Origin of the sequence: Shewanella sp. SG44-2 (assembly GCF_014164215.1) — a bacterium.
Classification (GTDB): Bacteria; Pseudomonadota; Gammaproteobacteria; order Enterobacterales; family Shewanellaceae; genus Shewanella; species Shewanella frigidimarina.
Map to the genome: position 1 here is coordinate 39,390 of NZ_JACJEU010000001.1, position 24,469 is coordinate 63,858.

Here is a 24,469-nt window from a genome sequence, read left to right on the forward strand (position 1 = left end):
ATTATCGATTATCAATTATCGATTGTGATAATAAGCGATAAGTTACCTAGTCCAACATAACAAAAACAAGGGTCGCATTAATGCGACCCTTGGTGTTTCTGATGCTAGCCGCTGTTAATTTCGCACTACAACATGCTTTATCGACGTTAATTTCAAGTTAACATCTCAACTAGCTATATCCATCTAAATACCTCCAACGACCTTATAAAAGGTACTTTTTAGACGTACTAACCACCGCAACAACATTAACTCACGCCAAATTGTAATACCAATATAAAAACTTACATTACCAATCTTCTTGGTTATTCTTAGCCCTGTAAAACCAGCATTCATCACAAATAAGCATAAATATTACACTCTTCAAGTGACGCATCTCTGTTTTAAACGCTATAGTCACAAGCCAGAGTACAATAGCATTGCTGGATAACGACTGATAGATTAAAGACATCATCGTATAAATTTGAAGAGACACAATTTGGTAAGACAAATAAATTAATTTGGTAATGATCAATTGCAATTGTTGGTAACGTGTTATATAAATGTATCTGTTGATTAAAACAACAACATTGGTAATACCAAAACAAACAATTTCTTTGGGGGGAATTATGAAGTTGAATAAAATAAGCGCCATGTTCAGTGGTGCTAAAAACAAAGCCAACAATATAACCATTTTTGGCGCGACTTTAACAGCCATGTTAACCATGCCAGCATTAGCTGCAGAACCAACAGCACAAACTGAAGCAGAAAAAGTTAAAGCAAGTGAAATTGAAGTTATTGCTGTTCGAGGCATATTTGGCAGCTTAAAAGCGGCTAACTTACTTAAACGAACTGACGAACGAATTGTCGATGTTATCGTTGCCGAAGATATTGGTAAATTACCAGACAACAACATTGCAGAAGCATTGCAACGTATAACAGGTGTTTCTATTGAATCTGATTTTGGTGTAGGCGAATCAGTCACGATCCGCGGTGTATCAGAAAACCTCATTTTGCTTAATGGCCGTTCAACAGCAGGTCCTGGGCGAGGTGGTATTAGTTTAGATGACTTCCCTGCTAGCTTCTTAAAAACAGTTGAAGTGATTAAATCTCCAACGCCTGAAATGATTGAAGGTGCCTTAGGTGGCACTGTTAACATGCAGACAGTACGCCCATTAGAACTTAGTGAGCCGCTAGTTGCGATTACCCTTGACGGTGAATACGCAGACAAAACTGAAAATGTTGCCCCAAACTTTACCGCCGCAATCGGTAATAGTTGGGATTTAGGTGATGCCGGTACTTTCGGTGCTGCTGCTAACGTATCTTACCAAGACCGTGAATTACGTCGTGACGAGTATTTTAACAAGGTTGATTTGCAAGACGATATCGATTTAGACGGTGATGGCACGGTTGACGTATCCGGCGGCCCTAACGGCAAATACCTTCGTAGAACTGAAAGTACAGTAGAACAAAAAACAGAACAACGTGAACGTACTGCATTTGGTTTATCACTACAGTGGGCACCAACTAGCGAAGAGCTTAATTTCTACGTTGACATGAACTCGACAAAACTTGATGGCGGCCAAGCGGCTTATTCAATACTCGATGTTGGCGGTACCGTAGTGCCAAGAAGTGATTCATACTTCGACGGCAATGGACAACTGCAAAATTACGACCTAAGTGGCGTATTGGTTATCCCTAAAACCTGGAGTGATTTTACAACATCAGAAACGACTTCTCATGCTATCGGTGGTGAGTGGAATATTACTGATAACATCGAAATCTCGGGTGAATATTCAATCTCTAAATCAGAAGAACGTCAAACAGCTTCTGAATTTAACTTGCGCCCAATTGAACGTACGGACCCTACCCTTGATCTAGTAACACATACCAGCACAGCAAGCATGACTAATGGTGGTGGCATTCCATCTTATGTCTTTGAAGACACAGGTATGTTAACTAATCCAGACAACCTGGTATTCCGTGAGTTTTACCACAAAACGTTAGACACAGATAATGAAGAACAAGCATTACGCTTTGACTTCAAAATCCACGATGTGGGTGTAGATTTTATCTCTGCAATCAAAACGGGTGTACGCTTTACCGATAGAGATTACAGTTCAAATCGCTTTGATCTTAAACCTAATGGCAACACGCTTAAAGATTCGTATAAAAAAGCTAAAAATGAAGACGGCTTATATAGCCCAACCTGGATTGATAACCCAATTATCAGCGACAGCTTTACCACTATCAATGCCAGCAACTCGTTCGACCAAACCGGTATGTCTGGTCAAAATGACCTACTAACCTACAACGTGTATGACGCTGAAAAACTGCAAGATGCTGAAGCGACTTATTTACTAGCCCAACAAATGCTAGCAGGTACCACTTATGCAATGAACGGTACTTTAGCTGACAACATGGTTGAAGACACTGGCGCATATAAGTTCATCAACGAAAAAACTCGTGCTATTTATGCACAGTTTCATTTAGATTTTGATGACATTACTGCAGTGGTTGGTGGGCGTTATATTCAAACAGAATTAGAATCAAGCATTGTCGATTCTGTAGACGGTAACGGTAACAAAATCCTCAATACTGGTAGTAACGATTATTCAGACTTTTTACCTAGCTTGAATGTCACTTATACTTTATCTGAAGAAACCTTAATGCGTTTTGCAGCAGCTAAAGTGATGCGCCGTGCTGATTTTGATGAATTAAGTCCTGCATTATCAATCGATAACTCTTTAGTTACCGGTACTCAAGGTTCATATCAATTAGAACCGTACCGTGTTACTCAATATGACCTTTCTGTAGAACATTACTTCGGCGACGGTGGTTTACTTTCTGCGGCAATTTTCTATAAAGACGTTAACTCGTTTACACAAACCGACAGCAGCTGTTTAGCTGACTCAGGCACGATAAGCGGACAAAATACCACTCAGTGGAACAATATTTGTTTACTTAACACCGCTGGTCAAAGCCAAGGAGACATTGTTAATGCCACTCAAGACCAAGGTTTAGCGTATGTTGATGCTCAAAAAGCCGCAGGTCGCACCGGTATCGTCATAGACACTGATGTAAATGGTGGTAGCGGTGAAGTCAGAGGTTTGGAATTAGGTTACCAGCAACAGTTCAGCTTTTTACCCGGCATTTGGGCAGGTTTAGGTGTTAACGCAAACTATACCTATGCAGATAGTGAGCAACCCGATGGCAATCCATTACTGAATATTTCTAAGCATACCGCTAACACTCAGGTTTACTGGGAAGGTGAAGAAGTTCAGTTACGTTTAGCCTACAACTGGCGCGACCGTTATTTAGACGACCAAAGCACCAAGCGTGTACAAACTGTTGGCGCTTTAGGTTATAACGTTTTCAACCAGAATGACCCTTCTGCTGACAACTACGACCCTACCGTGGGTAACAGCTACCGAGAAGATAGAGGCCAACTTGATTTTTCAGTTAGCTGGGATATCAACGAAAACTTCACTGTCGTAGCCAATGCGGTAAACCTAACGGGTGAGCCAATTGTTTACACCACCGAGCTAGATTCTATCTGGGCTTACAGTGAAGCAGACCGTCGCTACACTCTTGGTGTTCGAGCTAAGTTTTAATCAACTGATGTCTTAACCTAGAGCCTATCAAATTGATAGGCTCTACTATTAACCACATCAATATTATTGACCGTCACTACAAACGATATTAGAGCGTTAAATGGATCTGACACTAGCAGCGTCTTAACGCATTACGGATGTTCTGAGCCAGCTAACACAATTGTCTTGTTTGATTAAAATGTCGAATAAATAGCGATACCTTGCTACCAAACCATCATTAATTCTAGTTTTAGTTAACAACCAACAGCACTATGCTTACCAATCACATTTTTGGTATAACCTTGGCAAGATAATTGGTTGACAATAATTCTAGTATTACTTACAATTTTGTAATACCACTTGATAACCAATTCAAGCGAAAGTAAACATTATTGTTAACGATATTTTCAGTCCGGCAATACTAAATGATAAATAATGAGTCGTTTTCTACAGAGTAAAAAGGAATACACCATTTGAAAGGCATTAATCCACTCAATTGGCTTATAACGATCCTGAACTCAACATGACTCTTTATACAAATTACATAGCGCATCGGTACATTCGGTGAGCTGAATAAAATTGAAATACGCATTTACCAATATATTTAGGAGTTAGACATGACAAAACCAGTCATCGGTTTTATCGGCCTTGGCCTTATGGGCGGCAACATGGTTGAGAACTTACAAAACAGAGGTTACCAGCTAAATGTAATGGACCTTAATAAAGAAGCAGTTGCAACATGCGTTGCTCGCGGTGCAAAAACCGTAACAACAGCAAAAGAACTTGCAGCATCTAGCGACATCGTAATGCTTTGCTTAACCACATCAGCCGTGGTTGAAAAACTGGTTTATGGTGACGACGGTATTCTCGCGGGTATTAAAGAAGGTTCTGTACTGGTTGATTTTGGTACATCAATTCCTTCATCTACGCGTAAAATTGGTGCAGACCTTGCGGCAAAAGGCGCAGGTATGATTGACGCCCCACTCGGCCGTACTCCTGCTCACGCTAAAGACGGTTTATTAAACATCATGGCAGCTGGCGATCTTGAAACCTTTAATAAGGTTAAGCCAGTATTAGACGAGCAAGGCGAAAACGTCTTCCATTTAGGTGCATTAGGCGCAGGTCACACAACTAAGTTAATCAACAACTTTATGGGTATGACCACTGTTTGTGCTATGTCTCAAGCCTTTGCTGTTGCAGATCTTGCAGGTGTTGACCGTGCGCAACTGTTCGACATTATGTCAGCGGGTCCATCTAACTCACCGTTCATGAAATTCTGTAAAAACTATGCAGTAGACGGTGTAAGCGATTTAGGCTTCTCTATTGCTAACGCAAACAAAGATCTTGGCTACTTCTTAAAAATGGTAGAAGACTTAGGCACAGAATCTAAAATTGCTGAAGGTTCATCTGCTAATCTACAAGCTGCATTTGACGCAGGCTTAGGTAACGGCAACGTACCAGAAATTTTCGACTACTTTTTGAAGCTCGCTAAGTAAGCCGTTAATTTCCACACATCAAACCTTTTTATCTGTATTAATCGCAGGTAAAAAGGTTTTTTTATGGGTGAATCGTTCAACACACAACTCTTACTTTTTCACATTTACCGTCAATCAGTAAATTGGTTTATCCGCTTATTCATCGTCACAATATCTTGTATCGCTAAAAGACTATCCCAAATAAACCCTCTCACACATCCGTTGTAGTCGCCCTTACCTGCTTAACGACTTTTAGTCAGGCCACTATCGACGTATAATATGCACGAATTCTTCAAACGTTAGGCATTAATGAAAAATAACATAGAGATAGTCGATCTACTGCGCGAGCGCATTCCTTCATTTAAATGCAAACCAGGCTGTCATGACTGCTGCGGCCCAGTGACAACATCATCTGCAGAAATGGCGCGTCTACCGGTAAAAACAGATGCCGAACATGAAGCCGCGTTAAAAGAATGGAACTGCGTGTATCTTGGCCCTAATGGTTGCGAAGTGTATGAAGAACGCCCATTGATTTGCCGCTTATTTGGCACAACGCCGCGTATGCCTTGTCCTGAAGATCGCCGCCCAGATGAGATGATTGATACTAGAACCGAGGCTCAAATCCATCACTACATTGCCAACACGCGCCAAGTGTTAGTGTAGCCATAGAATCGGTATTAAATATGGCGGTGTAGAGTGCTGAGGTTCCTGCTCGCCATTACAGATATTCGTTATCTCACTAGGTGTGCAAGATACCACTGCGACATACAAAATATGGCTAAACTAAGTAAAGGCATTTTCGCATTCACGAAAATGCCAACATAAGACTAAATAGTAGATGAACTAACAAACTCACCATTCGCGACAGTACCATTTGTCACTTCAACATCTTGTAAGTCCGCATGTAAAAAGAAAGGGCTTTCTACATCATCAAGCGTATTTGTTACATCAGGATCATCGTTCTGTGCAACACAGGTGTAACCCAGACTATAATTACCCGCGACCACAAAACCAAATTCATAGCCCTGGCCTATCACTTGATCATTTTGATCTAAAATAGCGTTAACTCTTGCAGAAGCAATTGGGGCAATGTCTGGGGCAACCACTGCATCAATGTTAAAATCAGTCATATTTTCTAAGGCAGCAGTATCTTGATATAAATAAACCGCATGGCTAAATTCACTTCCGCCAGCAGCAACTTCACATTGAGTCATAACGTCGACAGGAATACTTCCCTCAATCGCACCAACTTCAGAAATATTGTGTAATTGCACCGACGTAGGTTTTAAAGTCCAGTAGTCTTTATTGCCATGGGGGTCTTGTAATCCACTAGACAGATCAAACTCAGCAACAAAGCTATTTGTGCCTGCTGCAATCGTAAATGCCTTATTAAAAAATAGCCGACCAGTATCGGTATCCGTAGCTCCAACGCCACCACATGAGCCATTACTGTTTGTTGTTAAACCAAATAAATTATCGTCATTGGTTAAGACATACGAACTGTCCGCATTCGATGTTTCACTTCTTTGCATATAAATGCACATTTGGTATTCGCCAACAGGAATACTTTGCCCGCTCACAAGAGTATCAACTGCTTGCCCTTGAAATTCGAGTAAATTAACTTGTTTCAAAGCACCATCATCTGACACATCAAACGAAATACTCCCCGAGTCATTTTTTAACACAACTTGTTTAAAAGCGATCGTTACGTCTTTGGCATCACTAGGGTTATCTGATACACCTAAACTAAATACGCCCATTTGAGGAGAGTCTGTTTTATCGTCACTACCCCCACAAGCTACCAGTAAAGTCGATATCGAAACGGCAAGTAAAGTATTAAGCTTTTTCATAATAAACCTCATTAATGGTGCATTTTTTACTGTTTGTTTTACAACTGTATAAAGTATTGATCACCAAACAACTCTTGATCGATTTTATACAACCAAAATTTAAGAACTCTATAAGTATTCAATTCAGCAATCGCGGGACTGTTAATTGAGCATTACAATAAAGCACTGAACAAAGCCCTGTAAGGATTAAAGAAATATTGTCTGCATAGACATGAAAATTAACAAACAATTAAACGCCTATTTCACTTCAAAAAATATGATATTAAACGATATTTAATCAATCTCACGTTCAACCCACTGTTCCATCTAGCCAGCTTGAGCAATCCGCGGTATTGTTACCCCAAATGAACGTACACGATGGATTTTGATTGTTTACCTATAATATCAACGGTAAAGCCAGCCGCTTTTTTACCTACGCAGATCTCATTAATTGTGGTGCAACTGCGCTCGAACATAATATTGAAAACCTGCCTTTACAGCCTGACACCTGGCGCGCCCTGAGTTTATTGGCCACCCAAATACTTGATCCAATCGTTGACCAATTTGGCCCTATCTCGCTCACCTATGGTTTTTGTTCACCCGAGCTTGTTAGAAAAATAGCTAAAAACCGTAATCCGCATATTGCGCCAAAGCTTGATCAACATTGCTCGCACGAACTCAATCAAAATCAAAAAATCATCTGCGATCGCCTAGGTGCCGCCTGTGACTTCACCCTAGTGAGCAGCAACGATGACCAACCGATTGACATGCAGCAAGTTGCATTATGGATGTGTGAAAATCTGAAATTTGATCGCCTGTACTATTACGGTAAAAATCGACCGATACACATCAGCATTGGCCCGCAAATGAATCAATTTATACAAACTATGAAAACCAATGCCGACACCGGCCATCGCGTACCGTCTAAAAAAGGCCGTGATGAAACGGCAATCGCGGTGATAAACCAGGTAGATTATTAACCGATCTTAAATATTAATATGTCTTAAAAACTCTTGGTTACAATCGCCTCAACATAATTAAAAAAGCAATGTCTCATGTAGAATATTGTTAAAAAACATATACATTTTCAATATTAATGAGTATAAACTTGTTTATTGATTTTGTTATTTAACAGCATTTTTAATAAAGGAATATTTATAATGTTTGGTTCATTAAAAAAAGTCCCTCTTCGTAATATGTGGCCACATGAAGCGCTAGATTTTACACCGTGGCTTGCAGAAAATATTGATTCATTAGGCCTAGCATTAGGTCTTGAATTAGAGCTTATAAAAGAAGAAGCATGTGTCGGTGATTTCTCACTGGATTTACTAGCAAAAGATCTAAGTACATCCAAAGTTGCAATTATTGAAAACCAACTAACACAAACAGATCATGACCATTTAGGGAAATTATTAACATATGCAGCAGGATTTGATGCGTCATTTGTTATTTGGGTAGCTGAAAGTATAAGAGAAGAACATCGTCAAGCTTTGGAATGGCTAAATAACAGAACTGATACGGAAACACAGTTCTTTGCTGTGGTGGTTGAGGTTTTAAAAATTGATGATTCTAAGCCTGCTTATAATTTTAAACCGATTGTTTTCCCAAATGAATGGCATAAAAGTAAAACAAAGCACACGGCCTCTAATCAAGCTAGCCCAAAAGGCGAAAAGTATCGTAATTATTTCCAATACTTAATTGACGAATTGCGTGAAAAATATCATTTCACTTCAGCTCGAGCTGGCCAACCACAAAATTGGTATACATTTTCTTCAGGTATAAGCGGTTCATCATTTGGTGCAAATTTCTGCCAGGGAAGTAAAGTTAGGACTGAATTATATATTGATAGAGGTGATGCTGATGAGAATATGCAATTGCTTCAATATCTAGAGCAACACAAAACAACTATTGAAACTGAATTCGGTTGCGCACTTTCCTGGGAAAGTATCGACGGTAAAAGAGCAACAAGAGTGGCTATTTATCAAGATGGGTCAATTGAAAAGAGTTCTGCTGCTGAATTGGAACTAATCACCGAATGGCATATTAAAAATCTATTAAAATTCAAGTCTGTCTTTACCAAACATTTGAAGTCATTTAATCATGTAAGTATAAATACGTTGGTGGACTAATTACCTTTTTAAGTCATCTTAACAACTTGAGTCATTGATGTGAATTGAGAGACTTAATACAACAAATCATAGGGTTAGTTATGCCTTCTATCGAGTTCTACGACACAAATTCACAAGATTTTTTTGACTCAACTGTGAATGCTGATGTGAGTGAATTATATCAACCATTTGTTACCCAATTACCCTCAAAAGCACGTGTTTTAGATGCAGGTTGTGGATCTGGTCGTGACAGTAAAGCTTTTATCAATATGGGCTATAAAGTCACCGCCATTGATGCCAGTGTTGAATTAGCCAAAGCGGCAACAACGTATTTAGGTCAAAAAGTACATGTTTGTACGTTTGAGCATATTGATACGCTTAAACAGCAATTTGACGGTATTTGGGCCTGTGCGTCATTGCTGCATGTTGATGCTTCTAATTTACCTAATACCTTTACTAAATTGGCAGACACGCTAGTGGATAACGGCGTGCTTTATTGCTCATTCAAATATGGCGATCAAGAACGCATTCATAATGGCCGATTCTTTACCGATGCCAACGAACTACGATTACAACAATGGCTCAGCCAAACCCCTTTAGACATTGAACGCACTTGGATAACAACTGATGTTCGTCCTGGGCGTGATCATGAGCAATGGCTCAATGCAATATTAATTAACACCACCAAATAGAGATGTGAAAATGAAGCTAGCAGAAGGACCTGTATTAATCAGCGGTGGTTTGGATGACCCTTTTTTACCAAAATTAACACAAGCCATTAACCGTGCGACTAGCATTGAAATGTCGGTGTCGTTTATTCAACGATCTGGGCTAGATTTAATTTTTGAAGCTCTATCTGATGCATTAGAACGCAATGCAAAAATTTCAATTATCACCTCAGACTATCTTTTGATTACCGACCCAGTCGCATTGCGACACTTAATGATTTTGCAATCTCGTGGTGCAAAAACCAAAATATTTATCTGTAACAGCAATCAAAGCTTTCATATGAAAAGCTATATTTTCGTCCAACAACAAACTGGGCTAGCAGATATAGGTAGCGCATTTATTGGTTCAAATAACATTAGTAAAGCGGCATTCACACACGCATTTGAATGGTGCTTACGCCATGACTTATTGCCGAATCAAGATCCAAAAGAGTTTAACCATATCCGCCAACAATTCTTGCAGATTCACAATCATTCACAAGCAATCGATCTAAGCGATGCCTTCATCAACGACTATGCCCAAAAACGTAAATTGTTTAAACCGCCTTTAGCAATCGTTCATGAAACAGAGCCAGAAGAACCAGTACCTAATTCGGCCCAAGCAGAGGCCTTAATCGCATTAGCGGATACACGTTTAGTTAAGCAATCCAAGGGACTTGTTGTATTAGCCACGGGCATGGGTAAAACATGGTTAGCTGCATTTGATGTATTACAATTCAACGCTAAAAAAGTCCTATTTGTTGCTCATAGAGAAGAGATATTAATTCAAGCAGAACGGACTTTTAGAACCTTATTACCTCAAAGTACAACTGGCCACTTTAATGCCAAAACTAAAGTCATTGATGCGGACATTGTATTTGCATCGATTCAAACATTAGGCAAACCGGAATATCTTAATCAACTTGATCAGACTCACTTCGACTACGTCATTGTTGATGAGTTTCATCATGCTGGCGCCGTCAGTTATCGGTTATTACTCAACCACTTTACCCCGCAATTTTTACTCGGTTTAACCGCCACGCCAGAGCGTACCGATCAAGCTGATATTCTATCGTTATGTGATAATAATTTGGTATTTGAGCGAAACATAATCGACGGGGTTGAATCGGGAATTCTGGTACCGTTTCATTACCAAGGTATTAAAGATGAAACGGTTGATTACCGAGAGTTGCCATGGCGAAATGGAAAGTTTGATCCACAACAATTAATGAATCTATTTGCTACACAGAAGCGTGCTAAACACGTGTTTGGCCATTGGAAAACCCACAAACAGCAACGCACCTTAGCATTTTGTGTCTCTAAAGCTCATGCCGACTTTATGGCTCAATGGTTTTCTGCTCGAGGTATTAAAGCGGTGTCGGTGCATAGCGGCTCAGAAGTTAGACGCGGCGAAGCACTTAGCCAATTAAACTCGGGTGAAATAGAGGTGATATTTTCAGTCGATTTGTTTAATGAAGGTACTGATTTACCCTCAATAGACACTATCTTAATCTTACGTCCGACTGAATCCAAAATTCTATTTTTACAACAGTTAGGCCGTGGATTACGCACATCTCCCGAAACCAATAAAACCTTTGTCTCTGTTATCGATTTCATCGGTAATCACATCAGCTTTTTAAATCGTCCAATGGCGTTATTGCAAGCAGCGAATGCCAATGAAGCGATTAAGCGTCTTAACAATCCTAAAATCGATTCTAAGTGCTTAATCAATATCGATCCCGAATTGATCGACTTTTGGCAACAGCTAAAACTTGATTACACTAAAGCAGATCAACAATACCAATTACTCAAAGATGATTCAGGTCACCGCCCTACTGCCACTGAGTTTTATCATAGTGGTTATGTTTGGAGTAAAATGACCAAGCAAAATGGTAGTTGGTTTGAACTGGTATTAAGCCTAGAACGTGAAGACAAAACATTACTTTCGTTAACGCCCTATTTGCCATTTCTGAGTCGTGGCGTTGAAAAAGTCACAATGACGAAATGCTTTAAAGCCATTTTACTCGAAGCATTTGTTGAACTGAGTGGATTAAGTCATCCACCCACAATTGAAGCAGTATGCCTCAAGAGTTGGCAGGTATTTAAACGTTATCCGAAATTGTGGACCCAAGATGTTAAAGCCGACTTGCAGCAAGTTACTGCTCAGTCTCCTCAGTGGCGCAAGTATTGGCTAGACAACCCGATTACTTTTTTATGCAAACAAGATAAATCAGACACTCAGTCTTGGTTTGTTGTAAAAGAAAATCGGTTACATGCGAATGTCGATGTAAAAGTTGATGATATTGAAGTCATGTCGAGCGCAATGACAGAGTTAAGCGAATTGTTGTTAGCGCGTTATAGCCAACGCCAATCAGCATCGACACTCACACCAATAAGCAAAACTGTACAATCGAATGTGGTTACACTTCCAATTGAAGTGACTCACTATGAACAGGCATCCATTAGTTATTACCCAGATCTAAAAATTGCCTGCGGTCATTTCAAAACGGGTACTGACGACAATAGTGAAACACTGACGTTAAACACGACTTTTAGTAAACTCGATCCATCGATTTTCTTTATTGCCCCAGCAAGTGGTGATTCTATGAACGGTGGTAAAAATCCCATTGAAAATGGTGACTTGCTGTTATTAGAACGGATAACTTCAATTAACGCGGGTTCGATTACGGGTAAAATTATGGCGATTGAAATCCAAGATGATGCAGGTAATAACCAATACTTATTGCGTAAAGTGAGTAAACTCACCAATGGTCAGTATCAACTTAATGCCCATAATCCTGAGTACACTGCACTACTCGCAAATGACTCAATGCAGACCTTTGCACGCTTAAAGCAGGTGTTAAATGAATCTGATTTTATTAAATAAACCCACTTGAACCTTTGTTTAGGTCTGGCAATATTGCAGTTTGATTAAGTACGATACTTAATCAAACTGCTTGTTTATAAAATCAATTTCATCATCAACCAGTGCAGGTTTTTGTTCATCTTCAAGTGGGCATGTTGTCACAATATCAACGTGTTCTAAATTGGCGCGTATTACATTAAATTCAGACTGCTTAGACAAGCAATTTAGTACATCTCGGCTAAATTCGAGCATGTATTGTTGAGACACCTTTAATCTGTTTTTTTGTGAAAGCAGTAATAACGTTGCATCACGTTTTAGCTTAGACAGTTGCTTGTCTTTTTTATCTTCATGATGTGACGCAATCACTAATAAAGAAGATACATACATTTGCTGTAACACATCATCATTTAGCTGTCTCATGGTAATTACCTCGCGGTTTTTTTACAAACCAGTATTGATCCCTTCACCGTCCGGTGCGACATAGAGCCACTCATCGTCTGCATTGTTATTGGTTGGCAAGTTAATCGTAAATGGTGGAGTGAAACGATCAAGTACATTGAAATTATCGTTGTAAGGATCAACAACCGGCTCAGCACTTAATAAGTTTATGTTAGCGACACAGTTGAGTGTGCCTTGTTGTATGCCTAATCGAGACAGTAGGTTATTGACGAATCGGTTATCAATTAAATCTAGGCCTAAGATATCGAATGTTTTCGTTATTACCGTGTATGTAATAGAGCTCACTAAATCATCATTATCTTCAAGTTGGGTACCAATTGGGCAACAAATATCCCCAACCGTAACATCTACATTTGGCGTTAGCCCTGTTCGAGATAACAGACCAAACACAGTATCAATTAAAGGCTCAATCCCAGGAAGAAAACGGTCTAAAATATCCCCTTGAGATTCAGTGCCAGCAGGACAGCTTTCACATAAAGGATTATCTACCGGTGGTTCAACATTAATGACAGACAAGCCAACTTCAACCCCGACTAAACAACTGACATCAGCTTCGGCATTATTGACCTCAAACGATTCACATGGAGTACCCGTTACAACCCTTTGCGACATGTAGCGCGATTGAATATCGCTAATATCAACTGGGCATTGTAACGGCGTTGAACGATATAAATGGCCAATAATACCGTCATCCGATCGGCCAATGGCATAATTTGGCCCACCTTGAAGCGCATGCAAATAACTCACGGCACCGGAAGCATCAATGTTATCAACGCCTCGATTGTCTGAGGTTTCATCGCTAATGCCTTTAATACAAGGGTTACCAGTACAGTTGGGAGAATCGTAATAAACTGGTTCGCGTGAGGTAAAACGGTCATCCCTTACCCCTAAAATTGCACGGTAGTTTTTGTGTGCTGGATCGGGCGCTAATGGTGCAACGCCGCCATCAATAAACGGTACAATTGGGGTTTCGTGCTCATTTAGGCTCAGCATTTTACCTAACTTAACCCCATTACTGTCGGCCACGGTTATGTCTCTGTTTTGCTGTGCCACTTGAGATTTAACCAGCGCGTTTCTTACCGCCGATATACCCACAAAACTGCCAATGATTAAAATGGTTGTGATTAATATAAGCTCAATGGTCAACACAAAACCAGCCTGCTTACTTAACCTTGTTGATATGTTATTTATCATGTTGGCTGCCTCTTATAATGAATCGGCTAAAACGCTAAGCAAATCCATAAACTGAATTGCGGCGGGGAAAAAAACCAGAACCAGAAACATCGGAAAACACACCAATAACATCGGCAATAATACTTCTAGCGACTTTCGATTAATTTTACTGTTTACCAATTGCTGGCGTTGCTGCTGTATTGCACTGAGTTGTGATTGCAGACAATTGATTAATGGTGAGCCAATTTGCAAACCAATGTTAATAATAGCCGCCAATTTATTCAGATTTTGCACCCCGGTTCGTTTGGCTAAATCCGCAAAAGCGCGTTGTCTATCACGACCAGACTCTAATTCTAAAGACAGCAGTAATAACTCATCTGCTAATGGGTGTTCTTTGGTTAAGCCATATTTTGCCGACAGCCTAAATGCCTGGCTTAAAGGCGTTCCTGATTGTAAATACACCACTAATAAACTGATAAAAAATTCTAATGATGCATCGATGCGCTGTTTTCTCATTTGGCGTTTTAACAGTAACCAGCCATCTAACATGAAAAAGGCAATAACGCTGACCAGAATGTGAAGCCATACCGGCATTGTTGGCATAAATTCAAGTGCCATGATAACGGCTGTAATCGCTAAACTGAGTTTAATAGACCAATACAGCAACCGATTACGAAATACCGATAAACCCGCTTGTCTAATCAGGTTTGCAGGATATATGTTGTCTAATGGCAGTAAATCACCAAAAGAAGTAATGTCTTTATCGTCGACGCGGGTGTTATGGAATAAGTAAAATAACCAACAAGTTATAACCAATAACACGCCTAGAATAAGATCGGTAAAAAGTGATGTATTCATAAGTTGGCCTTTAATACTTTACGTAACCAAAAGAAGCCAATAATTTGTAATAACAACGCAGTGCTTAAGAAGTTAGCGCCATTAGGGTGCTCTAGTAATGGTGCAAACCAATGCTGCTCCTGCGACACAAACAATGGAATAAGTGCATAAGGCATAAGCCCACAAAAGAACGCCGCATAACGTGTGCCTGACATTTGGCTATTAATAAATTGATACTGCTGAATACGTTGACGCATAAGCTTCGTTACTGCTTGTAACATGGCATTAAAGTCGCTGCCAGTTTGATGCCTTGCTACCAATGCTTGAGCAAATAATCGTGTGCCTTCGGTGTTGTAGCGATTGACTAATCGATTAACCGATTGACTGGCGTCATAACCCGATGACAAACGCGTGACAATTTCAGTCAGCTCTGCTTTTAATGGCCCTTTGGCTAAACTGGCTGCGGTTGAAATAGCTTGTAATGGTGACAACCCCGCTTGTAGCGATGAATGCATGGTATCCATTGCATCTACTAATTCAGTTTCTACCCGTTTGATACGCCATGTGACTAAGTCATCTAATACAAAATAACTACTGACTAATATGGCTAATGCCATGATCACCGCGATGCTTTGATGTTGAGGAAACGCAGTGTGAATCGCCATATAGGCACATATGGATAGAGTTAAAATACCAATCAGCACACTAATGGGCGCTAAGTTAATGTCTAATAAACGTAACTTTTGGCGTATTCCGCTAGTTAATTTAGTTTGTGGTTCAAGCTCTTGCTGCTTAGGTTGGGCATCGGCAAACCACCAAGCCCTGGCACACACAAGCATCACAGCTAATAACACCACCAATACAATCACTTCATACCAAGGCATAATCTACCTCCGAAAATAGCGAGTTAAGCTCGGTAACATCAAAGCCTTTGGCTGCAATTTGTTCGCTTAACTGGCATTGTGTTGCGCTGCAAACATGTTGGCCTACGATATGGTTATGATCTGTTTGCGGTTGTTGTTGAAACTCAAAAAGTGGTTTTACCTCCGTTATAGCTGCGGTTTGTATCACTTCACATACACTCACTACTCGACGGCTACCGTCTCTAAAACGTCTAACTTGAACAATGACTTGTATTGATGAGCTGATCATATGATCAATGGTGTCACGGCATATTGCCGCTTCTTCCATTTGGGCCAATGAGCGTAGACGGTTGATCACATCTTGCGGGTTATTGGCATGCACAGTGGTTAGGCTTCCATCGTGGCCACAGTTCATGGCTTGGAGCATATCAAATACTTCACCGCCCCTGACTTCGCCAACAATAATGCGGTCGGCACGCATTCGTAGTGCCGTTTTCACTAAGTCTCGTAATGACACTTCGCCATTACCTTCGCCGTTTGTTCCACGACTTTCCAGTGGAATAACATGCGGATGATGTAGTTGCAGCTCGCCCGTTTCTTCAATGGTGATAACGCGTTCGCTGTTAGGGATAAAGCCGGAAATCACATTAAGTAAGCTGGTTTTACCTGAGCCCGCACTGCCAGCAATAACAATATTTATGCCTGCGATAACGGCTTTTTCTAAAAAGGTTAGAATGTCTTGGCTGATAAACCCACTAGACACTAATGTCTCTGCGCTAATGGTTTCATGATGAAAACGGCGAATTGATACTACAGCGCCAATAGTACATAACGGTGGTATAACCGCATGTAAACGACTGCCGTCGGCCAATCTTGCATCTACCATAGGATTATTAGCATCTAACTGACGACCTTGTGCACTCACGATACGCTCTAGAAATCGTCTTAGGTGCGAGTCGTTATCGAACGCTTGAGTTGTTTTGCGCAATGCTCCGTGACGCTCAACCCAAATCGAAAAAGGACCATTAATTAAAATGTCGGTGACGGCTGGGTCTAACATTAATTCAGAAATTGGCCCAAGCCCTTGTAGTTCTTCGATAACTTGCTGGATAAGGAGTGCCTTATCTGAAGCATTTAATGGCTGTTGTTGTTGCCCTGGTAATAAATCGATTAGTTGCTCAAGCTGCTGCTTAAGCTGAATAGGTTTCTTTAAATGCAATGAGTCGTCGTTGTCCATATCATCAATTAAGCTGTTATGGAGCAGTTGCTTAAGTCGACGCATTTCATCGTTGGGAATTGATGAGACGTTCAATGTTGTCGGGGAAAAAATATTATGTTCGGAATTAAACATATCTCACCTCACTGCATTGTTACTTCCATTTGTGCGGATTATTCACGTTCAATACTGACCGTTTTGCGGCTATTACCACTGTGAATAATGATGTCTCTGTGCGTTTGGGCCATTCCCAGTAACGGCTGGGTTCCGTTGGCAATATCGTAGGCGCTGTGTAATACAATAGACACAATATCGCTGGCACCAATACTGGCTAGTGGATAAACATCTCCTGGTCTAACGGCCATAACTAGCGCTAATGCGCCATTGGATGAACTGGTACTTTGGTCATTTAAACGGTCGATTGCCCCTTTACTGTTATTGGCCTTTTTGGGCGGCTTAAGTACACCAATTAATTGCACGTTGCGAGCAACGGTTCTGACACTTTTACGTCCGCGAACTAAAATATCGAATCGGTCGCCTTGATTAAGCTTGGCAAACGGCAGGCCTGTAGGTAATTGTGAAAGTGTGAATAACACCCGGCCCTCTGGTACTGCATACGATAACGATTTAACTGTGGGTAAAATGAGTTCGTTAGCAAAAACCACATCACCTTTGCGTTTGGCAACATTAAGTACTTTGCCAAGTAACTGCTGTGGATTTTGTACACTTTGTTCTGTATCCGATTTATCTGTTTTGCTCCTTGTTAGTGTTGATAAAGTAATAGTGTCACCGGCTTTCAAATCTTGGCTTAACACTACCGCAGTGGTTGTAGATAAACGGTCTACTTGACGAATACCCAGTGCTGAAGCCAATACGCCGGAGGTGACGAATAGTGCAATGGCTATTGTCGTACTACCTGTGAATTTGCGTTTCATGATGCACCTCTGCGTTATGTTGTTAATCTAAAGATTAGGCGCCGATTGCCTCTGTGTGAGACAACCGACGTAGACTTAGATTAAATTAGTTATCTAAACTACCGTCAGCCTGAGAGGCCGAAGCAGCACCTGCACTAGGCGAATTAGAAATCAACACAGCAGATTCTGCGAAGTCGGTTGCAACAAACTGGAAGGTTGCACCATCACCAGCATTCACATCCACAGCATCGATAAAGCCTGAGCCACTGATTTCTGCGGTATTTTCAGCATTAATGATGCCGTCAAATGCGTAGCTTTGGTCTAGCGAACCAATCGCTTCTGCAACATCTTCTAGTTCTGCAGTAACCGAATCTCGCATTGTAGTAAGTCCTACTACTAAGCCTGCTGCCATGACAGTTGATAGTAAAATCAACTCAGATGTCATAACAAAACCGCCTTGCTTCTTATTGTTTTTAATCATTGATTTAATAGATTTCATAATGTTTACCTCATGTTATTAACTATCATGTTCACAGCCATCAAATGTTGTACTGTGAAATTGGGTAGAGAATTAACTTGCTCTGTTACATTAAGAGGAATCTAAATACTGCTATAAATTGCCTCTGTATAAGTAATTGCGAACAACATGCCAATATAGGATATTCATAAAATAAATTTTAAACTTGTTATTTGTCATGCACTTACATATTTTAAGTTAATTTTACATACAATGAGATTATCAACAGTATCGGATTGAAAATGGATATGAATTGCAGAGTGAATGGCAAAATGCGAAAAGTTGCAATTCTACTGTTAATCCAATTTTTGCGCAGTCCATTAATTTAATAGCGTGACTCATGAACACTGGTTTTGTGAGTGCTATCAGTACGGTTATCAGTACGTTTGCATTCCATGCTTAACGCCTGAATCATCAATCGGATCTACATTCACCTGTCATTAGTAATTACATTGTTAGATAACTGAGGCCCTTATTGGCGGCTATTGTCGACGGCTTTAGCAGCTCCATTGGTTCGCGGTTAGTGTTGCTGCATTTCTAAATGTTTGGCTCAAGGTAATAAGTGATTAAGGCCAATGTCATCCGTTATTACCGTGTTGCTGTTGGTGCCAGGAATAACGGCTTGGGCATATTCTCTTAATGTGATTTTTTGCAGCCTATTGCGACAACTGAGGTGTTAATCAATTCCATGCTGTAATCACTTAACTGATACTGAGTTGCTGAGTATATGAATGTTGAGCTGTTGAGCTGTTGAGCTGTTGAGTAAAATTTTTATAAATACTCTTACACAGAACAAATCAATACGATATTTACTGGCTTATCGTTACCAACTACAACGTTTTGGCTTAAGCGAATCGTTAGTCAGCTCTGTATTACAGATAAGAGCATTGGCCTAAAGCAAAAAGTCCCCATTTGGGGACTTTTACAAGCTGAATAATGACATTACAGACTACTTAACTGGACTCGACACTCAGGATGGTCACTTAAATACAGCAGTCTCGACAAACTTTGTCGGTGTGCCGGCTGGTAACTCAGGGTGTCGGCGTAAAAATGGCATGCTTGCGACCAATGCGATTGTGCCTCATGAATTAGCCCTAAGTGGTAACTGGTTCGCCATACTGGAGCGCCTAATCGGTCGGCGGTAGCAATTACGGCTTCGGCTTTTTCATAACGACCTTCTAAATAATAACTTGCCGCTAATGTTGCATGCAGTTCTGGGTGATCTGGTTGTAACTGCACTTGTCGTTGTAATACGGTTCTTGCCAGGTTGATATTACCCTCTTGCATGGCCAGTTTACTGCGCAAAATGGCCACTTCAGATACTGGTTGTTGTTGCGATAACAACCTATCTAACACCATTTGGCTATCAACATCACGACCAATTTGATGGTAAACAATCGCGGCTGTAAAACCAATTTGTTGGTGCTGTGGATAGGTCATTGATAATGCACCTAGGTCGTTCGACAAGCGTTCACAGTCACTAATAGCAGACTGATAACCTTGGCAATTAACACCATCGGTTTGATTTACATTGTATTGTTTTAACATCGCTGTTAACTGATCGTCTGGCTGATATTCACGCTTAGTTTGGCTGGTACTACATGCACTGCTGACTAAGGCAACCACAATCACGGTACTGAGGCGGAAATGAGTTAAGGTCTTCATAATTAATGTCCTCTTTATAGTGACGAGTCAGCTAATGGAAATTGCATGCTTTGTAGCATTTCAGCTGATGTTTGGAATTGCCATAAGGCAACATCATGACGTGGCTCTCTTACCAGTGTTGGCGTCACAATAATAATTAACTCGCGGGCGGTATCGGCGTCAGACGATGACTCTGTTAACTTACCCAGCAACGGAACATCGTTAATACCCGGTACAAAGTCACGTGAGTCACTAATGTCACGACTGACTAAACCACCGATGATTAATGGCTGTCCATCACGTAAACGCGTACTGGTAGTTAGGTTTCTGACATTAAATGCACTAGTGGTTAATGATGACCCTGTGCTCGACGAAATTTGTTGAGTTAACAAAGTGTCTGGTGTTGAAATACTAGGGCTTAAATCTAAAGTGATTAAGTCGTTTTCGTCCACCATTGCTCGTACTTCAAGCTGGATACCAAACGATTTAAACTCGGTGCCACTAAATACCCCTTGGCTATTACCCCCATTGGCACTACTAATTCCATTGGGTGAAAATGACGTTGGGACAGGCACTTCACCACCGGCTCGGAATACGGCTTTTTCTCCTGCTAAGACGGTTAACGTCGGACGAGATAATGTGCGTGAAATGCCATCTTTTTCTAACAATGAAAACAGTAAATCAAATGCAATCTCGCTGCCGCCAACTTGGAAGTTGTTCACCAGTGCGCCACCTAACACTTGCAATGCATTTTCAACTTGTCCTGAGCCCAGTGCTTGATTGGTTGCGCCATCTAAACCGAAATTACCGTCGGTTTTGTTGTAGCCTTGAGTGATCAATGAAAAGTCAGGACGCCATTGGGTTAAACTGCGACGATTAACTTCATACATTTGTATCGCTACACGAACCTGGGGTAAATCGCGGACTTCAATGGTCGACAACAACCTACCATTCGCCATAGACAACAACTTAGCTCTGGCAATATTTGACTTCACATTGTTACTGCTAGATTTTGCATTACCACCTCGATTTGACGAGCTATTACTGCTTACCTGTTGGCTTGAGCTGATTAACCCACCCGACTCATTGGCGATAACGGTAATGTCATTACTGCCTGCTTCTATTTTTCCGGTAATGGCATTAATACGATCTCCGGTGAAAAGGCGCGATGCTAAATTTAATACTCTGACGAGGTCAACTTGGGTTTCAACCTGACCGCCTAGTAATAATGTATCGGCTTGATCGTCAGGCATATCACCTTTTTGAATACGACTTACCGTGACTGATTCACCCCCCAATTGCACAATCGCTTTTTTCACTTTTTCGATCATGTTCATTGGTAATACATCTACTTGAATTAAGTTAATAATAGCGGCGTGACCTACTTTCCCCCTATTAGACTGACGCAGTTGTTGTGACGGCAGACGAATATTAGGGCTTAAATCGGCCAAAAAATCGGTAGGTGATTTCATGACTAAGCTATTGTTATCGCTGATACGGTTTTTACCTGCATCTAAGTAATGACGAGCGGCAGTTTCAGCGGCTAATTTATATTTTACCGTTGGCACTCGGCCCCTAAGTACCAGAGCGGCTCGATCGGGTGCTAATGTTAGGCGAATTTTAGGATGAATATCACTTAGCGCTTGCCTCAACACACTCAAGTCTTCTGTGACACTGAATAGAAACGTTTCCGAGGTGTCGTCGGTATACCAAACAATAAGGCTGGTACGGCCCACTTTTTTTGCCAGTGCTAGTACTTCATTTTTATCGAGTACTTCAACTTGCATAATGGCGTCTTGGCCAATGGCTACGCGTGAAATGCTTTTTTTAAACACCAAACGTGAATGAGTCCACTGGACCATTTCTCGGATCATACTGGACTGGCGGCCATCTGCTGTTTCAATAAAATCTAGCCCTTTAGTGCCAGCAAATACTGACATGCTCACTAGCAACAAACAGATTGACGTTACACAGAGAGATTGTTTCATGGTTCACCCCTTAACATTTATCGCGTCATTTCAGACAGTACAATGATTAATGCAGGAAGCTGGCCACAAAATTAAGAATATATTAGTTGTATAAAAACAGCAGGTTAGATAGTTATTTCTCGTTTCTATATGTTCTGATTTACATTACTCTCAAATCGATTCGCATTTTGCAACGCACTTAGGGAGATGAGCCTAGCAATTTGAAGTGCTTTTCAAATTGCAAAAAAAAGTTACCAATTAAGGTAACTTTTATCTATTCAGAAAGTAATAACTAACTCTCGGTCCAGCTTTTCATTTTGCGATAAATAGTTGATGCGCTAATGCCTAAATAAGCTGCTGCAAGTGGAATATTACCGTCGCATTGTCCTATAGCCGCTTCAATAGCATTTTTCTCTACAATCCAAAGCTGAACAATATTATGCGGTGATGGTTGCTGGCTAGCAATGGTATGGGTGGATGATTTAGCCGTATTATTAGTGGTTGTTTGACTCGACTGGACACTATGGTTATTTACAGAATGGCTGACGATTGAATGACCAAAATTGCTTGGTAACATGTTCGGCTGAACTGTCTGACCATCATAGATCACCACTATATTTTCGATGACATTTTGCAGTTCACGAATATTACCAGGCCAATCGTATTGCATAAAGGTATGCTTAACGTCAGCACTAAAGTCGGTAAACTGTTTGTTATTCTCAGCCGTTTTAGACTGCAAAATATGATTTGCTAGCAATAAAATATCATCGCCACGCTCACGTAATGGCGGCAACATAACAGGGATAACATTGAGTCGATAGTACAGATCTTCACGAAAACGCCCTTCACCGACTTCTTCAGCTGGATTACGGTTCGTTGCACAAACAATGCGGACATCACTTTGTTGCAGATCGTTACTGCCTACCTTGCAAAATGTACCCGTTTGTAAAAAACGCAGTAATTTTGCTTGCAAATTTAATTGCATTTCACAAATTTCATCTAAAAATAGCGTACCGCCATTGGCAACTTCGACAGCACCTTTACGATCAGTTAATGCACCACTAAATGCGCCTTTAACATGGCCAAAAAACTCTGACTCAAATAGCTCTGCAGGAATAGCCGCACAGTTGATGGCAATAAAAGGACCTTGCTCGCGCGCACTGGCCTGATGCAAACCAAGGGCACACACCTCTTTACCTGTACCGCTTTCACCGGTTACAAACACACTGGCTTTACTGCGTGCGGCACTTTCTAATAAGCGAAACACGGTATGCATTGATAACGATTCACCAATAAAATTCATTCGCTCGAGCGAGGTTGCTTCTGGCTCTACAGTAATAGTTTTTATGTCTTGATGTTGTTGCTTAACGGCATTACCTACTGATGTAGTTAGACGTTCTGAAGTAAACGGTTTTTCAATAAAGTCGTAACCACCTAAACGCATTGCATCAACGGCAACATCAATTGAACTGTTTGACGTGATAATGATCACTTTGGCAGAGGTGTCTTGATTATTAACGTATTTCAATACTTCTAAGCCACTGATGTCGGGTAAACAAACATCTTGCACCAATACAGCAGGCATTTTTTCTTTAATCGCCACGAGCGCAGAATAACCATCGACAAAATGTTGCGTATCAAAACCGGCCTTTTTCAATTGGCTGCAATATAAGGCTCCACTAGAAAGACTATCTTCAACTACGTATACGAGCGGTTTATTGTCTATATTCATTACCGACCTTCCCTACTCGACTAACGAGTGAATATGCACGTTAAATACGCTAAGCGTTTCAACCAAAATAGCCATTAACTGCTGGGTTTGTGGGATAAACGCTTGCCCGATTTCAATTTGATATACCAGACAGGCACTTTTCGATAAACGTTCTGCTCCATATAATGCCGCAGTGTTCTTCAGGATATGCGTCACGTCATTAATGTCTTGGTATTGTTGTTGTTCAACAGCTGTTTGCAGATTTAAATGCAATTGAATTAATTCTTGTTCAAATAAATTAAGCAAATGTTGATAAGTTTCAAAACCTAAATCGGACAATAAATTGTCTAAGGTACTTCGCTGCATGATTGGATATGCTGTTATTGCTGTGGGCTCTGACATTATTCACCTCATGTTGGTTTATACAACAAATGCGCTAAAAGTATTGCGAGCAAAAAACACTAAAGGTTGTGTTTTAGCTTGTCTTATAGGATAAACGCAAGAGTCACGCCAAGATAAAGGTGGCAGTTTAACCGTTATTATTCAGATATTTAATTAGCATTACTTTATAAACAATTACTCACTAATATAAAGTCGCATATTGACTCGCATTT

The 24,469-nt window shown here is 40.6% G+C and carries 19 protein-coding genes; 7 read left to right on the forward strand and 12 right to left on the reverse strand.

Features of this window, described 5'->3' with window-relative positions:
* The first annotated feature begins 605 nt into the window (after positions 1-605).
* From H5181_RS00145 to H5181_RS00155, 3 genes are all read left to right on the forward strand, one after another.
* Positions 606-3,590 (forward strand): TonB-dependent receptor, encoded by a 2,985-nt coding sequence (locus tag H5181_RS00145; protein ID WP_182749715.1) that lies wholly within the window; start codon positions 606-608, stop codon positions 3,588-3,590.
* 596 nt (positions 3,591-4,186) lie between these two features.
* Positions 4,187-5,065 (forward strand): NAD(P)-dependent oxidoreductase, encoded by an 879-nt coding sequence (locus tag H5181_RS00150; protein ID WP_011637536.1) that lies wholly within the window; start codon positions 4,187-4,189, stop codon positions 5,063-5,065.
* A gap of 288 nt (positions 5,066-5,353) precedes the next feature.
* On the forward strand, positions 5,354-5,707 hold the full coding sequence (locus H5181_RS00155; RefSeq protein WP_011637537.1) for a YkgJ family cysteine cluster protein: 354 nt from the start codon (positions 5,354-5,356) through the stop codon (positions 5,705-5,707).
* 164 nt (positions 5,708-5,871) lie between these two features.
* Here H5181_RS00155 and H5181_RS00160 read toward each other — a convergent pair whose 3' ends face one another.
* Positions 5,872-6,894, reverse strand: coding sequence for a DUF4382 domain-containing protein (locus tag H5181_RS00160; protein ID WP_182749717.1), 1,023 nt, complete (start codon positions 6,892-6,894; stop codon positions 5,872-5,874).
* A gap of 368 nt (positions 6,895-7,262) precedes the next feature.
* Between H5181_RS00160 and H5181_RS00165 the strand changes: the two genes are divergently transcribed.
* The 4 genes from H5181_RS00165 to H5181_RS00180 all read left to right on the forward strand — a co-directional run bounded on the left by H5181_RS00165 (position 7,263) and on the right by H5181_RS00180 (position 12,575).
* A complete protein-coding gene (locus tag H5181_RS00165) occupies positions 7,263-7,853 on the forward strand; it encodes a hypothetical protein (protein ID WP_123777555.1) in 591 nt (196 codons plus the stop codon).
* A gap of 180 nt (positions 7,854-8,033) precedes the next feature.
* Positions 8,034-9,002, forward strand: coding sequence for a DUF4268 domain-containing protein (locus H5181_RS00170; RefSeq protein ID WP_102036583.1), 969 nt, complete (start codon positions 8,034-8,036; stop codon positions 9,000-9,002).
* An 80-nt stretch (positions 9,003-9,082) separates the two neighbouring features.
* Positions 9,083-9,673, forward strand: a complete 591-nt coding sequence (locus H5181_RS00175; protein WP_102036584.1) for a bifunctional 2-polyprenyl-6-hydroxyphenol methylase/3-demethylubiquinol 3-O-methyltransferase UbiG — start codon at positions 9,083-9,085, stop codon at positions 9,671-9,673.
* 10 nt (positions 9,674-9,683) lie between these two features.
* On the forward strand, positions 9,684-12,575 hold the full coding sequence (locus H5181_RS00180; RefSeq protein ID WP_182749719.1) for a DEAD/DEAH box helicase family protein: 2,892 nt from the start codon (positions 9,684-9,686) through the stop codon (positions 12,573-12,575).
* A 57-nt stretch (positions 12,576-12,632) separates the two neighbouring features.
* Here the strand turns inward: H5181_RS00180 and H5181_RS00185 are convergent, their stop codons facing one another.
* The 11 genes from H5181_RS00185 to H5181_RS00235 all read right to left on the reverse strand — a co-directional run bounded on the left by H5181_RS00185 (position 12,633) and on the right by H5181_RS00235 (position 24,257).
* The gene (locus tag H5181_RS00185) at positions 12,633-12,974 is read right to left on the reverse strand and encodes a hypothetical protein (RefSeq protein WP_182749721.1); all 342 of its coding nucleotides are present in this window, start codon (positions 12,972-12,974) and stop codon (positions 12,633-12,635) included.
* Between the two features lie 21 nt (positions 12,975-12,995).
* Positions 12,996-14,207 carry a hypothetical protein gene (locus H5181_RS00190; RefSeq protein WP_182749723.1) on the reverse strand — a complete coding sequence of 404 codons (1,212 nt, stop codon included), beginning with the start codon at positions 14,205-14,207 and terminating at the stop codon, positions 12,996-12,998.
* Between the two features lie 12 nt (positions 14,208-14,219).
* Positions 14,220-15,044 (reverse strand): type II secretion system F family protein, encoded by an 825-nt coding sequence (locus tag H5181_RS00195; RefSeq protein ID WP_182749726.1) that lies wholly within the window; start codon positions 15,042-15,044, stop codon positions 14,220-14,222.
* A complete protein-coding gene (locus H5181_RS00200) occupies positions 15,041-15,907 on the reverse strand; it encodes a type II secretion system F family protein (protein WP_182749728.1) in 867 nt (288 codons plus the stop codon). Before H5181_RS00200 ends, H5181_RS00195 begins: the two co-directional genes overlap by 4 nt.
* Positions 15,894-17,237, reverse strand: a complete 1,344-nt coding sequence (locus H5181_RS00205) for a CpaF family protein (RefSeq protein ID WP_182749730.1) — start codon at positions 17,235-17,237, stop codon at positions 15,894-15,896. Before H5181_RS00205 ends, H5181_RS00200 begins: the two co-directional genes overlap by 14 nt.
* Positions 17,238-17,275: 38 nt before the next feature.
* The gene (locus H5181_RS00210) at positions 17,276-18,037 is read right to left on the reverse strand and encodes an SAF domain-containing protein (RefSeq protein WP_182749733.1); all 762 of its coding nucleotides are present in this window, start codon (positions 18,035-18,037) and stop codon (positions 17,276-17,278) included.
* 85 nt (positions 18,038-18,122) lie between these two features.
* Positions 18,123-18,515, reverse strand: a complete 393-nt coding sequence (locus H5181_RS00215; protein WP_101087119.1) for a hypothetical protein — start codon at positions 18,513-18,515, stop codon at positions 18,123-18,125.
* 960 nt (positions 18,516-19,475) lie between these two features.
* The gene (locus H5181_RS00220; protein ID WP_182749735.1) at positions 19,476-20,198 is read right to left on the reverse strand and encodes a tetratricopeptide repeat protein; all 723 of its coding nucleotides are present in this window, start codon (positions 20,196-20,198) and stop codon (positions 19,476-19,478) included.
* 14 nt (positions 20,199-20,212) lie between these two features.
* Positions 20,213-22,165 (reverse strand): pilus assembly protein N-terminal domain-containing protein, encoded by a 1,953-nt coding sequence (locus H5181_RS00225; RefSeq protein ID WP_182749737.1) that lies wholly within the window; start codon positions 22,163-22,165, stop codon positions 20,213-20,215.
* A gap of 271 nt (positions 22,166-22,436) precedes the next feature.
* A complete protein-coding gene (locus H5181_RS00230; RefSeq protein ID WP_182749740.1) occupies positions 22,437-23,876 on the reverse strand; it encodes a sigma-54 dependent transcriptional regulator in 1,440 nt (479 codons plus the stop codon).
* A 12-nt stretch (positions 23,877-23,888) separates the two neighbouring features.
* Entirely contained in the window at positions 23,889-24,257 is a 369-nt protein-coding gene (locus tag H5181_RS00235) for an Hpt domain-containing protein (RefSeq protein ID WP_102036594.1), read from the reverse strand.
* Positions 24,258-24,469: the final 212 nt, after the last annotated feature.